Origin of the sequence: Sphaerimonospora cavernae (genome assembly GCF_042435035.1) — a bacterium.
GTDB lineage: Bacteria > Actinomycetota > Actinomycetes > Streptosporangiales > Streptosporangiaceae > Sphaerimonospora > Sphaerimonospora cavernae.
The window spans coordinates 46,112-58,781 of sequence record NZ_JBHMQT010000021.1 but is presented as its reverse complement, the minus strand read 5'-3'; the positions used below and the strand labels follow the sequence as shown (position 1 = coordinate 58,781).

The 12,670-nt window shown below is 69.3% G+C and carries 13 protein-coding genes and 1 pseudogene; 10 read left to right on the top strand and 4 right to left on the bottom strand.

Annotation, left to right across the window (positions count from 1 at the left end):
- Together ACFHYQ_RS11810 and ACFHYQ_RS11805 are read left to right on the top strand one after the other, a co-directional pair.
- Complete coding sequence (locus ACFHYQ_RS11810; RefSeq protein ID WP_394301156.1) at window positions 1–1,410, top strand: NAD-dependent malic enzyme; 1,410 nt, start codon at window positions 1–3, stop codon at window positions 1,408–1,410.
- Window positions 1,411–1,538: 128 nt separating this feature from the next.
- Window positions 1,539–2,114: a YqgE/AlgH family protein gene (locus ACFHYQ_RS11805; protein ID WP_204016281.1), complete on the top strand. Its 576-nt coding sequence runs from the start codon at window positions 1,539–1,541 to the stop codon at window positions 2,112–2,114.
- A gap of 51 nt (window positions 2,115–2,165) precedes the next feature.
- On the opposite strand, the pseudogene ACFHYQ_RS11800 reads toward ACFHYQ_RS11805, so the two are convergent.
- Window positions 2,166–2,276: pseudogene (locus ACFHYQ_RS11800) on the bottom strand (cellulose binding domain-containing protein); the annotation flags it as partial.
- A 281-nt stretch (window positions 2,277–2,557) separates the two neighbouring features.
- On the opposite strand from ACFHYQ_RS11800, the gene ACFHYQ_RS11795 reads away from it, so the two are divergent.
- The 5 genes from ACFHYQ_RS11795 (at window position 2,558) to ACFHYQ_RS11775 (ending at window position 8,497) form a co-directional block, all read left to right on the top strand.
- Window positions 2,558–4,129: a DHA2 family efflux MFS transporter permease subunit gene (locus ACFHYQ_RS11795; RefSeq protein WP_394301155.1), complete on the top strand. Its 1,572-nt coding sequence runs from the start codon at window positions 2,558–2,560 to the stop codon at window positions 4,127–4,129.
- 33 nt (window positions 4,130–4,162) lie between these two features.
- A complete protein-coding gene (locus ACFHYQ_RS11790) occupies window positions 4,163–4,420 on the top strand; it encodes a DUF3039 domain-containing protein (protein WP_394301154.1) in 258 nt (85 codons plus the stop codon).
- Between the two features lie 83 nt (window positions 4,421–4,503).
- Window positions 4,504–5,547, top strand: coding sequence for a zinc metalloprotease (locus ACFHYQ_RS11785; RefSeq protein WP_394301153.1), 1,044 nt, complete (start codon window positions 4,504–4,506; stop codon window positions 5,545–5,547).
- A gap of 310 nt (window positions 5,548–5,857) precedes the next feature.
- Window positions 5,858–6,475 (top strand): hypothetical protein, encoded by a 618-nt coding sequence (locus ACFHYQ_RS11780; protein WP_394301152.1) that lies wholly within the window; start codon window positions 5,858–5,860, stop codon window positions 6,473–6,475.
- Window positions 6,476–6,742: 267 nt separating this feature from the next.
- Complete coding sequence (locus ACFHYQ_RS11775; RefSeq protein ID WP_394301151.1) at window positions 6,743–8,497, top strand: DEAD/DEAH box helicase; 1,755 nt, start codon at window positions 6,743–6,745, stop codon at window positions 8,495–8,497.
- Between the two features lie 7 nt (window positions 8,498–8,504).
- On the opposite strand, the gene ACFHYQ_RS11770 is transcribed toward ACFHYQ_RS11775, so the two are convergent.
- The 3 genes from ACFHYQ_RS11770 to ACFHYQ_RS11760 all read right to left on the bottom strand — a co-directional run bounded on the left by ACFHYQ_RS11770 (window position 8,505) and on the right by ACFHYQ_RS11760 (window position 11,182).
- Window positions 8,505–9,119: a hypothetical protein gene (locus tag ACFHYQ_RS11770; protein ID WP_394301150.1), complete on the bottom strand. Its 615-nt coding sequence runs from the start codon at window positions 9,117–9,119 to the stop codon at window positions 8,505–8,507.
- A 115-nt stretch (window positions 9,120–9,234) separates the two neighbouring features.
- Window positions 9,235–9,822, bottom strand: a complete 588-nt coding sequence (locus tag ACFHYQ_RS11765) for an isochorismatase family protein (protein WP_394301149.1) — start codon at window positions 9,820–9,822, stop codon at window positions 9,235–9,237.
- Window positions 9,823–9,898: 76 nt separating this feature from the next.
- Window positions 9,899–11,182 carry a nicotinate phosphoribosyltransferase gene (locus ACFHYQ_RS11760; protein ID WP_394301221.1) on the bottom strand — a complete coding sequence of 428 codons (1,284 nt, stop codon included), beginning with the start codon at window positions 11,180–11,182 and terminating at the stop codon, window positions 9,899–9,901.
- Window positions 11,183–11,233: 51 nt separating this feature from the next.
- On the opposite strand from ACFHYQ_RS11760, the gene clpS reads away from it, so the two are divergent.
- From clpS to ACFHYQ_RS11745, 3 genes are all read left to right on the top strand, one after another.
- Complete coding sequence (gene clpS / locus ACFHYQ_RS11755; RefSeq protein WP_394301148.1) at window positions 11,234–11,521, top strand: ATP-dependent Clp protease adapter ClpS; 288 nt, start codon at window positions 11,234–11,236, stop codon at window positions 11,519–11,521.
- Window positions 11,522–11,594: 73 nt separating this feature from the next.
- The gene (locus ACFHYQ_RS11750; protein ID WP_394301147.1) at window positions 11,595–12,119 is read left to right on the top strand and encodes a DUF2017 domain-containing protein; all 525 of its coding nucleotides are present in this window, start codon (window positions 11,595–11,597) and stop codon (window positions 12,117–12,119) included.
- Between the two features lie 21 nt (window positions 12,120–12,140).
- Window positions 12,141–12,554 (top strand): M67 family metallopeptidase, encoded by a 414-nt coding sequence (locus ACFHYQ_RS11745; protein WP_394301146.1) that lies wholly within the window; start codon window positions 12,141–12,143, stop codon window positions 12,552–12,554.
- Window positions 12,555–12,670: the final 116 nt, after the last annotated feature.

Genomic DNA, 12,670 nt, shown 5'->3' with positions numbered 1-12,670 from the left:
GTGGCCACCGTGCCCAGCGTTTCCTATTCGATCACTGTTCGTCTCGAAGTGCCGGCGGGCGGTAAGGCCGTCAGCCTGCTCACCCACGCCGTCGAGACCGCCGGCGGCGTGGTCACCGCCCTCGACGTCACGAATGCGGGCCACGAGAAGCTCCGCATCGACGTCACCTGCGCGGCCAAGGACACCGATCACGTGCAGGCGATCGTGGACAGCCTCGGCGCGGTCGAGGACGTGACCATCCACAAGGTCTCCGACCGTACCTTCCTGATGCACCTCGGCGGAAAGATCGAGATGCAGTCGAAGGTCCCGCTGCGCAACCGTGACGAGCTGTCCATGGCCTACACGCCGGGCGTGGCACGGGTGAGCCTCGCGATCGCGCGCAATCCCGAGGACGCGCGCCGGCTGACGGTCAAGCGGAACTCGGTGGCCGTGGTGACCGACGGCTCGGCAGTCCTGGGCCTCGGCAACATCGGCCCCGCCGCGGCGCTGCCGGTCATGGAGGGCAAGGCCGCGCTGTTCAAGCGGTTCGCCGGCATCGACGCCTGGCCGATCTGCCTCGACACGCAGGACGTCGACGAGATCGTACGGACCGTCCAGGTGATCGCGCCGGGCTTCGGCGGCATCAACCTGGAGGACATCTCCGCGCCGCGCTGCTTCGAGGTGGAGCGGCGGCTGCGCGGGCTGCTGGACATCCCGGTGTTCCATGACGACCAGCACGGCACCGCGATCTGTGTGCTCGCCGCGTTGACGAATGCGCTGAAGGTCGTGGGCAAGGACCTCGCGCACGTGCGGATCACCCTGGCCGGGGCGGGCGCGGCCGGCACCGCCGTACTACGGCTGCTGCTCGCCGCCGGCGCGCAGCACGTGATCGTCTGCGACTACCTCGGCGCCGTCCACCTGGGACGTGAGGACCTGGACGACTCGCTGCGCTGGATCGCCGAGCACACCAACGCCGGCGGGTACGCGGGCGATCTGCGCGGCGCGGTGAAGGGCGCCGACGTCTTCATCGGCGTGTCCGCGCCCGGCATCCTCACCGGCGAGGACATCGCGGCCATGGCGGACGGGTCCGTCGTGTTCGCCCTGGCCAACCCCGAGCCCGAGATCGCGCCGGACGAGGCCCGCGAACACGCGGCGGTCGTGGCCACCGGCCGCTCCGACTACCCGAACCAGATCAACAACGTGCTCGCGTTCCCGGGTGTCTTCCGTGGCCTGCTGGACGCGCAGGCGACCGTCGTCACGCCGGAGATGCTGATCGCCGCGGCCCGGGCGCTCGCCGCCGTGGTGACGGCGGAGGAACTGGGTCCCAACTACATCATCCCCAGCGTCTTCCACCCCGACGCGGCGAACGCGGTGGCGGCGGCGGTGCGGGAGTCGGCCGGCGGAAAGGCCCGGGGTTTCACCGAGGCCTGAGAGACCGAAGTCGACGATCGACCGGAGGCCGAATACATTTCGCATATGTCCTGACGCGAAAAGTAATCTGGTGCGTCAAGCAGGGGGCGACGTGCATGATTCGGCATTCCTCCCTCATCATGGGAGGTATGGCGGAGGCGATCTACGTCGGCGGTTTGCTTGTGGCGACGCCACTGCTCGACGACCCCAACTTCCGGCGTAGCGTCGTGCTCGTGCTGGAGCACGACGAGGACGGCGGCACGCTCGGAGTGGTCCTCAACCGGCCCAGCGAGGTCGAGGTGACCCAGGTGCTGCCCTCATGGGACGCCCTGGTCACCGGTCCTCCGGTGCTGTTCGAGGGCGGACCGGTGCAGACCGACAGCGCGCTGGCCCTGGCCGTCGTGCTGAGCGGGGAGGAGCCGCTGGGCTGGCGACGGCTCCAGGGCAGGTCGGCGGTGTCCCGTCTGGGCACGGTCGATCTCGACGCGCCGCCCGAGATCCTGGCGGGGGAGATCTCGCAGATGCGGATCTTCGCCGGCTATGCCGGATGGACGGCGGGTCAGCTCGAGAACGAGTTGCGAGAGGGCGCCTGGTACGTCGTGGATTCGGAGCCGGGGGACACCTTCCACTCCGACCCGGCCTCGCTGTGGCGTTCGGTTCTGCGCCGCCAGCGCGGCGATCTCGCGCTCGTCGCCACCTTCCCCGACGATCCCATGTTGAACTGACAGATGTGGCCGGACACGGCGTGCGCGCCCGGCCACGGGGATGGGGAGGGATCAGCACGCGGTGCAGCTCACCGACGAGGGCGTGCCGTTGGTGCCGTTCCAGGATCCGAGGAACCCGAACGTGGTGCTCGCGCCTGCGTCGAGCCTGCCGTTGTAGCTCTCGTTCCTGGCGGTGACGGACGAGCCGCTCGACGTGGGTGTCCTCGCCGACCAGACATTGCCTGAGCTGCGGGATCCGGTCTCCGGGCTGAACCGGGTGGGCGGTGTCTCATGAAACGTTCAACAGGCGGCGGCCGGGGCGACGGCCCGGCCGCGACGTTGCGGGGCACCCGAACCCGGAGAAAACCGGTGGGCTTAATGTCGGTCGGCTCCCATAAGATGCCGAAGGTCGCGAGAGCGGCTCGATTATTTTTTCGAATCACGATATTCAGGGGGGACCGTCAATGATGTCTCAAGCGGTAGCCGAGCGTGCCGAGGCGCCACCGCCCGGGCGTGGACAGGGGTCCGCGTGGCTGACGCTGCTCGCGGTCTCCCTCGGTGTGATCATGGTAATGCTCGACGGCACGGTCGTCGCGATCGCCAACCCGGTCATCGCCGCGGACCTTCACGCGTCGCTGGCGGACCTTCAGTGGGTCACCAGCGGTTATCTGCTCGCGCTCGCGGTCTTCCTCATCACCGCGGGCAAGCTGGGCGACCTCTTCGGCCACAAGCGGATCTTTCTGATCGGCGTGGTCGGGTTCGCCCTGGTCTCGCTCGCGATCGGACTCTCGTCGTCGGTGGCCATGCTGATCGCCCTGCGCGTACTGCAGGGTCTGTTCGGCGCGCTGCTCCAACCGGCCGCGCTGGCGCTGCTGCGCATGGCCTTCCCCGGCGAGCGGCTCAACATGGCGATGGGGGCGTGGGGTGCGATCATCGGCCTGTCGAGCGCGGCCGGTCCCATCGTCGGCGGCGTGCTCGTGGAGAACGTGAGCTGGCAGTCGGTCTTCTTCATCAACGTGCCCGTCGGAGTGGCGGCGCTGGCCTTCGGCCTGTGGGCACTCAGGGAGAGCCGGGCGCAGTCGCTGTCCCGAGTGGACTGGCCGGGTGTGGTGCTCCTGTCGGTCACCATGTTCGCGCTGGTCTGGGCCATCATCAAGGCGCCCGCCTGGGGTTGGAGCGACCCCAAGACGATCGGCTTCCTCGCCGTCGCCGTGGTGGTCGGAGCGGTGTTCCTGTTCTGGCAGGCGAAGGCGCGTGAACCGCTGCTGCCGCTGTCCCTCTTCGCCAACGCCTCCGTCTCCATCGGCACCGTGCTCATGATCCTCGTGGCGTTCTCGATGATGGGAGCGATGTTCTTCCTCACCTTCTTCTTCCAGGGCGTGCACGGGTTGAGCCCGCTCGACTCCGGCCTGCGCATGCTGCCGATGAGCGCCGGCATGATCGTCGCTTCGCCCATCGCCGGTGTCCTCATCGGCAAGCTCGGCCCGAAGATCACCATCACGGGCGGCATGCTGGTCACCGCCGTCGCGATGTTCCTGATGTCGCGGCTCAGCGTCGACGCGGCGTTCGTCGACAGCGCGATCCCGTTCGTGCTGCTGGCGTTCGGCCTGTCGCCGGTCTTCGTGGGCGCCACCGAGATCATCGTCGGCAACGCCCCGGAGGAGCTCAGCGGCGTCGCCGGCGGAGTGCAGAACTCCGCCATGCAGGTGGGCGGCGCGCTCGGCACCGCCATCCTCGGGGCGGTCGTGTCCGCCAAGGTGGCGAGCGTGTTCCCCGGTCACCTCGGAGAGGCGGCCGCCGCCATCCCGCCCGAGCAGATGGAGGGCCTGAAGCAACTCGCCGCCGTGGGCGCGGCCCCGCCCGGCCTCACCGGGCCGGCGGCCGACCTCATCGCGAACGCGGCGCACATGTCCTTCATGGACGGTCTCCACCTGGGCTTTCAGATGAGCACCGGCGTCGCCGTCGTGGCTGCGATCTTCGCGCTGTTCGTCAGGGCCGGCCGCAAGACCGAGGGCGGTGCCGTCCATGTCGGCTGACGGCCCGTACGACTCTCGCGCTAAGTAGACTCGATGACCGTGAGCAGCACGAAGATTCTTCCCGAGAGCGAAGTCACGCCGCGGCTCTCCCATGGCGACGGCGACCACGAGCGGTTCTCTCACTACGCCGACAAGAACAAGATCACAGAGAGCTATGTGACCGGTAGCCCGGTCCGAGCCCTTTGCGGCAAGGTGTGGGTGCCCAGTCGCGATCCGAAGAAGTACCCCGTCTGCCCGGAGTGCAAGGAGATCTACGAGGGTCTGCCGAAGGGCGAACCTTCCGGCGAGTGAGTGTCGATACGGGATCATGACCCCCGGGACGGCTAACGTCGACCTCCTGACCAGCCGTAACGGGGGAACGTATGGCCCGGGGCGTGATCGCCGTCTGCCTTGCTTGTCTCTTCGTGGTGGGCGGCGTCCCCGCCGCGGCCCGTGCGTCGATGGCCCGTACGTCCATGGCCCGTGCGTCCGCCGCCGCTCCGAGCGAATGCCAGAAACAGGAACGCCGGGGTGGCGGCGCCCGCGCCCGTGGAGCCGTGGCTCCCCACGGAGCGCGCGGCGGTGCCCGCACCCACGGTCGTGCCCGCGCGCTCAGGCTCAGTCATGCCCTGGAGCCGCGTCTGCCGGGCCCCGCGGCGGTCGCCCGGATGAACGCCGACCTGCGCCGTCGGCTCGGCGTACTGTTCGGGGCGCACGCCGACCGGCACGGCGGCGGATCCGGCTCGCACGCTCCCGAACCGGGAGAGATCCGGGTGCCGCTGTGGGTGCACATCATCAAAGACGGTGTGCTCGGCCTCCCGGACAGCGCGGTGGACCGGCAGGTGCAGGCGCTCAACGAGGCCTATGGCGGCAAGTTCGGCGGTGTCGACACCGGCGTCCGGTTCGATCTGAAGGGCGTGACCCACACCGAGAATCACGCATGGTTCCGCGACCCCCTGGGCAACGAGGCGGCCTTGAAGGACAAATTGCGCGTCGGTGGTCCAGAGACGCTGAATCTCTACATCGCGCAACTCGGGGAGCTCGTGCTCGGCTACTCCACCTATCCCTATTGGTACGGGGATAAGCCGGGCCTGGACGGCGTGGTGATCGATTGGCGCAGCGTGCCGGGCGGCCCGCTGCGGAACTTCAACAGGGGCTTCACGGCAGTCCACGAGATCGGCCACTGGCTGGGCCTGCTGCACACGTTCGAGAACGGCTGTGACGCCCCCGGCGACTCGGTGGACGACACGCCGCCGGAGGCGCACGCCACGATGGGTTGCCCCACGCGCAAGGACACCTGTCCGGCGCCGGGAGACGACCCGGTGCACAACTTCATGGACTACTCGCACGACCGCTGCATGCGCGAGTTCACCGCGGGTCAGGCCGCGCGGATCCGGAAGATGTGGACGGCCTACCGCGATCCCGACCGGGCCAGGTAGGTGCCGCGGGGGCCGTCCGAGGCCGTAGCTCGAGGAGCAATCTCCCGTCGCCCCGTTGACGAGGCACCGCCGTTGTGACTAACTCCACAACAGCGTTCATGTGGGAGGTTGTGTGGAGGATCAGTGGACCCGACGGGTCTGGCCACCCCCAAGGCAGGAGGGCTCGGCGCGAGAGATCCCGGCACGGCGCGATGTGCCCACGTCGCCCGGTGTTTCCGTGTCGCCCACTGATCCCGTATGGCATGGTGATCCGGCCTGGCCCGCTGATCCTGTACGGCCTGACAGTCCCGTCTTATCCGGTGATCCGGCCTTGCCGGACAAGCCGCCCGCGGCGGAAAGGTACGGCACGCCGGTCCGGCCGCCGCGTCGCATGCCGCGCTGGCTGAGCCGCCTGCTCGTCGTCGTCCTCGCGTTCATATCCGCCGGGACCGTGATCGGTGCGGTGGTGCTGACGGTCCTGGGCCGCGCCGAAAGCGAGCCGCCCAGGGTGGTCGACGATCTGCTCGCCGGAGTCTCGTACGCGCTGCCGCCGGACTGGAGCGAGGGCGTCGTCGCACCGGTGACCGGTTTCACCTCCGTCGCCGCTCACGGGGATCTGGCAACGGTCATGGCGAGACCGGGAGACCCCGTCGACCCGCCGAACCTCCGGTCCACGGTCATCGACCTGACCGACCTCTACGCCCGGTTGCTGCTTCACGGCGATGACGTCGAGGTGGTGGACGACCACGCCGTCACGGTCAACGGGCGCCCCGGCCATACGCGGGCGGTCCGGGCCGAGTACCACGACGTGGTGAACGAGCCCGCGTTCATACGCGTGACGTTGCTCACCCGGCCCGACGGCAAGAGCACGGTCATGCTCGCGCTCGCCCATCCCGACGCGCCCGCGACGCGTGCGGAGATCGACGCCCTGATCTCCGGCGTCCACTGAGCCGGTGCCCATCGAGGCCGGTCTCTGGAGCCGGGGTCGTACGCCGTGTAACTCCCGAATCGGGACCTTTCGCTGCAGGCCCGGGTCGTGGTCTTCTTCGGCCCGAACGGCACGTGCTGTCGGTCCGTCCGGCTAATCTGGGGGCACTGTGAGGGAGCGAACCGAGAGCGACAAGCGAACCGGCAGAGGCCGACCAACCCGCGGAGACAGGCGGGACAGGAGAACCGACAGGGACAGCGGTGTCCCGACGAGCTACGGGAGGCGTCGTTGAGCGTTTCCGCCGCATCCCACCTCTCCCCCTCCTATCCCAACCGAGCAGCCTGGGGCACCGCGCCGAAGCTGCGCGCCTGGCAGCAGGAGGCGTTCGAACTCTACTTCCGGCGTGAGCCGCGAGACTTCCTGGCCGTGGCGACGCCGGGTGCCGGCAAGACCACCTACGCGCTGCGGATCGCCAGCGAACTGCTCAGCCGCGGGATCGTGCGCGCCCTGACGATCGTGACGCCGACCGAGCATCTCAAGCGGCAGTGGGCCGACGCGGCGGCCAGGGTCGGCATCGGCATCGACCCCGAGTTCAAGAACAGCCAGGGCGCCACCTCGCGTGACTACACCGGTGTGGCGATCACCTATGCCCAGGTCGCGATGCACCCGGCGCTTCACCGCGCGCGCACGGAGGCGCGCAAAACCCTGGTGATCTTCGATGAGATCCATCATGCCGGCGACGCCAAGTCGTGGGGCGACGCCGTACGCGAGGCGTTCGAGCCCGCGACCAGGCGGCTCGCGCTGACCGGCACGCCGTTCCGGTCAGACGACAGCCCGATTCCGTTCGTCTCCTATGTGGAGGACGGCGAGGGCGCGCTGCGGAGCGTCTCCGACTACTCCTACGGGTACGGCCCGGCCCTGGCCGACGGCGTGGTCCGGCCCGTGATCTTCCTTGCGTACTCGGGGGAGATGACCTGGCGGACCCGGGCGGGCGACGAGATCAACGCGACGCTCGGCACGCCCCTCACGAAGGATCAGCTCTCCCAGGCCTGGCGGGCCGCCCTCGACCCGAAGGGCGACTGGATCCGCCAGGTCATCCAGGCAGCGGACCGACGGCTCAACGAGGTCCGGCACGGCGTGCCGGACGCCGGAGGCCTGGTCATCGCCTCCGACCACGAGTCGGCCCGCGCCTACGCCCGGCACATCCGGACCGTCACAGGTCAGGGAGCCGAGGTGGTGCTCTCGGATGACCCGGGCGCGTCCCAGAAGATCAAGGATTTCGCCGCGTCCGACAGGCGGTGGCTGGTGGCGGTCCGGATGGTCTCCGAGGGGGTGGACATCCCCCGCCTGGCCGTGGGTGTCTACGCGACGAGCACCTCGACGCCGCTGTTCTTCGCCCAGGCCGTCGGGAGGTTCGTCCGGGCGCGCAAGCGCGGCGAGACCGCGTCGGTGTTCCTGCCGTCCGTGCCCGTGCTGATGGGACTGGCGGGCGAGATGGAGGTCGAGCGCGATCACGTTCTCGGTCGCCGTCGCGACGACGACGGTCTGGACGACCTGCTGCTGGAGCAGGCCCGGCAGGAGAAGAAGCAGCCGGACGCCGTCGGCGACGAGTTGCCGTTCCAGACGCTGGAGGCGTCGGCGACCTTCGACAGGGTGCTGTTCGACGGCGGCGAGTTCGGCACGGCCGCCGCGCCCGGCTCGCCGGAGGAGGAGGACTTCCTCGGCCTGCCCGGGCTGCTGGAGCCCGACCAGGTGGCGACGCTGCTGCGCAAGCGCCAGGCCGACCAGCAGGCGGCGAAGCGGAAGACCAAGGCGGATCCGGAGGACGTGCCGGCCCTGGCCCCGCACGAGCAGGTGCACGAGCTGCGCAAGGAGCTCAACGGGCTGGTCGGCGCGTGGAACCACCGCACCGGCCAGCCGCACGGTGTGATCCACGCCGAGTTGCGCCGGGCCTGCGGGGGGCCGGCGATCGCCCAGGCGACCGCCGAGCAGATCCGCGAGCGCATCGCGCTGATCCGTAAGTGGGCCACGCAGCGGAAGTGAAGACCGCTCAGCGGTACTGCCCAGGCCGGGCGCTCGGGATCCGACGGCCGGTGTGGACGTTGACGGCGACGTAGTTCCTGTGATGGCCTCGCCGAGGCGTGAAGCGCAGGTGCAGTGAGGCCATGCCCCGTGTGACGTGCACCGGCGCCGTACGCATTTCCCCCGGCAGGGGCTCCCCGGCGGCGCCTCCCTCGCGCAGCAGGATGCCCAGCCGCTTCCCGGAGGGGTGCAGCGCCACCGCCGCCTCGTCGCACTGGGGAGTGCCCGCCTTCCAGAAGACGGTCACGTTCAGTGTTCCACCGCTGCGGCGCAGCCGTACGGCCTCGGGCGACAGAATCCGCGGGGGACAGGACGAGGTGGCCTGATCGATGACACCGGCGTCGCCCGCGCCGCCCGCGCCGTCCCCCGCGATCGGTGCCTCCGCGATCGGGGCTCGCCCGGCCGGGCCGGTCGAGGTCGGATGCCGGCTGGTGAAGCCGATGACCATCGTCGCCACCTGCAGCGTTCCCAGGGTGACCACCGCGGTGGCGCGTACGGACCCCGAGCGGTCACGGCCGAAGAGCAGCCAGACGCAGACCGGGGTCAGGATCAGCCAGGCGAGGCCGAGCAGGAGCGCGAACATCCGAGCCGCCTATCCGTGAGGATTTCGTCACCCTCAGTAATATAGGCATCGCGGCTCGAGTTCCGCGTGTCCTCGGCACGGATCGTCGTGGTGTTCCCGGCCGCTCAGCGGGAGATCAGGGGCGGACCACCGGGGCCCCGACCAGTTCCACCCCAGCGGCCTCGAGTTGGCCGAGGGCGGTGTCGGTGGTCTCTCTCGCCACCCCTGCGGTCAGGTCCAGCAGGACCCGTACGGCGAAGCCGGCGCGGGCGCCGTCCAGGGCGGTGGCCCGCACGCAGTGGTCGGTGGCGATGCCGACGACGTCGATGGCGGAGACATCGCGCTCACGGAGCCAGTCGGCGAGGCCGACGCCGTCGGCGGTGGCCCCCTCGAACCCGCTGTAGGCCGCCTCGTGAGCGCCCTTGCTGAAGACCTCCTCCACCCTCTCCCTGTCGAAGGCCGGGTGGAAGTCGGCGCCGGAGGTGCCGACTACGCAGTGCGCCGGCCAGGTGGACACATAGTCGGGCTCGGCGGCGAAATGCGTGCCGGGGTCGATGTGATAGTCGCGGGTGGCCACCACATGGTCGTAGGCATGGGTTGCGGAAGCGCGGTCGGTGACGTGACGGCTGATGGCCGCCGCCACCGCGGCACCGCCGCCCACGGCCAGGCTGCCGCCCTCGCAGAAGTCGTTTTGGACGTCGACGATGACGAGCGCGGTTTTCACTGCACCACCTTTTCTCCGCGACCATCTCTGCGATCGCGGGAGACCGGCGTCGTCCTCATGCGCCGGTCTCCCGCGATCACTTGAAAATAGTAGGGACTGCCGGGTCTCCGGGGGAGAGGCTATGCGCAATCAGTGGCAATTCGGCCAAAGTTGATCGGTGCCGACGCCGGGCGGCGTCCAGGGATTCGCGGCCGACGATCTCGCCGTCGCGGACGAGTTCGGCCAGCAGCGGCCGGTCCTCGCTCTGCTCCGGCTGGTGGCTCTCGATCGGTGCGCCGGCGATGATCTCGGCGGTGGCGGTCCCGCCGATGGTGCGCCGGTAGGCCCACTTGCGGCCACCCTTGCTGGGCTTGCCCACCGACCGCTTCGCCACCGGCCGCATCGCGCCCGTGGCGTCCTGTCTGGCCACCAACTTGTAGACGAGGCTGGCCGTCGGGTGGCCCGATCCGGTGACGAGCGCGGTGCCCACGCCGTACCCGTCGACCGGGGCGGCGGCGAGCGCGGCGATCGCGAACTCGTCCAGGTCGCCGGTGACGATGATCTTCGTCTCCTTGGCCCCGAGTCCGTCGAGCGCCTGCCGCACGTCCTCGGCCATCGCCGCGAGGTCTCCGGAGTCGATCCGCACCGCGCCGAGATCCGGTCCCGCCAGTTCGACGGCGGTCCGTACGGCCTCCGCCACGTCGTAGGTGTCGACGAGCAGGGTCGTCCCGCGTCCCAGCGAGTCGAGCTGTGCCCGGAACGCGTCCTCCTCCGAGTCGTGGAGCAGGACGAACGCGTGCGCGGCCGTGCCTGCGGTCGGAACGCCGTACCGTTGCCCGGCCATCAGGTTGGAGGTCGAGGCGAAGCCGCACAGGTAGGCCGACCTGGCCGCGGCGACGGCGGCGATCTCGTGCGTGCGGCGGGAGCCCATCTCGATCAGCGGCCGGGCCCCGGCGGCGTGCGCCATGCGCGAGGCGGCGGAGGCGATGGCGCAGTCGTGGTTGAGGATCGACAGGACGACGGTCTCCAGCAGCACGGCCTCGGCGAATGTGCTCTCCACCACCATGATCGGCGAGCCGGGGAAGAACGCCTCACCCTCGCGGTAGCCGTACACGTTTCCGGAAAACCGGTAATCGCGGAGAAACGCCAGGGTCCGTTCGTCGACCACCTGCCGCAGGAAGTCGAGGTCGGCGTCGTCGAACCGGAAACCCTCCAGCGCGTCGAGCACCCGGGCGGTCCCCGCGACCACTCCATAGCGCCGTCCCCCCGGCAACCTGCGGGCGAAGACCTCGAAGACGGCTCGCCGCTGCGCCGCGCCGCTCGCCAGCGCCGCCTCGAGCATGGTCAACTCGTAATGGTCGGTCAACAGGGCCGTGCCCATGGGCGTACGCACGTGTCGAAGACTACGACTCGCTTGGTGCAGGATGGTTACGTGGGTAGTACAGCTCCAGCCGAGGTCGAGCGCCCGTCGGCGGACGTCCGTCCGGATCAGCCGTGGCTCGCCATCGTGTGGAACGACCCGGTCAACCTGATGTCCTACGTGACCTACGTCTTCCAGACCGTGTTCGGCTATCCCCGGCGGAAGGCCGAGAAACTGATGATGGACGTGCACCACAAGGGCAAGGCCGTGGTCGCCAGTGGCGCACGCGAGGAGATGGAGCGGGATGTCCAGATCCTCCACTCCTACGGTCTGTGGGCAACCGTCCAGCAGGACAAATAGGCGCTGACCAGCAGGACCATGAGCACGCGTCCGAGGGGGACGTGTGGCGGACCAGACCAACGAGAATGGCGGTATGAGCACCGGTTTCCGATCGACGAGCGAAGGCGTCTCGATCCACCTCGACCCGGGCGAGGTGTCGATCCTGCGGTCGCTGGCAGTGCAGATCCTCGACCTGATCGAGCCCGGCACCACGGGGGACGATCCGCTGGAGCGTGCGCTCGGTATCGGCTCCCCGGCCGCGCCGTCCGATCCCGTGCTCGCCCGCCTGTTCCCCTCGGCGTACGGCGACGACGAGGAGGCGTCGGGCGAGTTTCGCCGCTACACCGAGGCGACCTTACGGGACGCCAAACGCGCGGACGCGACGACGCTGCTCGAGACCCTGGCGCCCGGCAAGGTGGAGCTCACGGCGGAGCAGGGCCAGGCGTGGCTGCGTGCCATCAACGATGTACGGCTCGCGCTGGGCGTGCGGCTGGAGGTGACCGAGGAGGTCCATGAGGAGATCGCGGAGATGCCCGAGGATGATCCCCGCTATCCGGCCTACGTGACCTATGACTGGCTGACGTACCTGCAGGACACCCTGGTCCGCGCCCTCTGGTAGTCCCTTTGGTAGGTTTCCCGCATGCTGACGATCTCACGCGAGCTGGTCGACAAGATCGTGGCCCATGCCTGGGCCGACCATCCCGACGAGGCGTGCGGCGTGGTGGCCGGGCCGGCGGGGTCGGACCGTCCCGAACGCTTCATCCCGATGGAGAACGCCGAGCGCTCGCCGACGTTCTACCGGTTCGACTCGATGGAGCAGTTCCGCGTCTGGCGGGACATGGACGATCGGGACGAGGCGCCCGTGGTGATCTACCACTCGCATACCGCCACCGAGGCGTACCCGTCGCGCACGGACATCAGCTACGCGTCCGAGCCGGACGCCCACTATGTCCTGGTCTCCACTGCTTCGGACGAACCGGAGTTCCGCTCCTACCGCATCCTCGAAGGTGTCGTCACCGAGGAGGAAGTCAAGATCGTTGAGGCGTACGGTTAGACTTGCCTTATGCCTAACGATGACGATCGTCCCATGTCGTCACCGGATGTCCTTTCGCGCCGGGTGCGCCCGGAATCCCCTGTTCAGAATTTCCTTTTCGGGCACACGCCCTGGGT

Bases quoted from the DNA above. Each gene is read 5' to 3' on its own strand.
- ACFHYQ_RS11805 (WP_204016281.1), top strand. From the start codon at position 1,539: ATGGCGGAGGCGATCTACGTCGGCGGTTTGCTTGTGGCGACGCCACTG.
- ACFHYQ_RS11795 (WP_394301155.1), top strand. From the start codon at position 2,558: ATGATGTCTCAAGCGGTAGCCGAGCGTGCCGAGGCGCCACCGCCCGGG.
- ACFHYQ_RS11790 (WP_394301154.1), top strand. From the start codon at position 4,163: ATGACCGTGAGCAGCACGAAGATTCTTCCCGAGAGCGAAGTCACGCCG.
- ACFHYQ_RS11770 (WP_394301150.1), bottom strand. From the start codon at position 9,119: ATGTTCGCGCTCCTGCTCGGCCTCGCCTGGCTGATCCTGACCCCGGTC.
- ACFHYQ_RS11760 (WP_394301221.1), bottom strand. From the start codon at position 11,182: ATGGGCACGGCCCTGTTGACCGACCATTACGAGTTGACCATGCTCGAG.
- ACFHYQ_RS11750 (WP_394301147.1), top strand. From the start codon at position 11,595: ATGAGCACCGGTTTCCGATCGACGAGCGAAGGCGTCTCGATCCACCTC.
- ACFHYQ_RS11745 (WP_394301146.1), top strand. From the start codon at position 12,141: ATGCTGACGATCTCACGCGAGCTGGTCGACAAGATCGTGGCCCATGCC.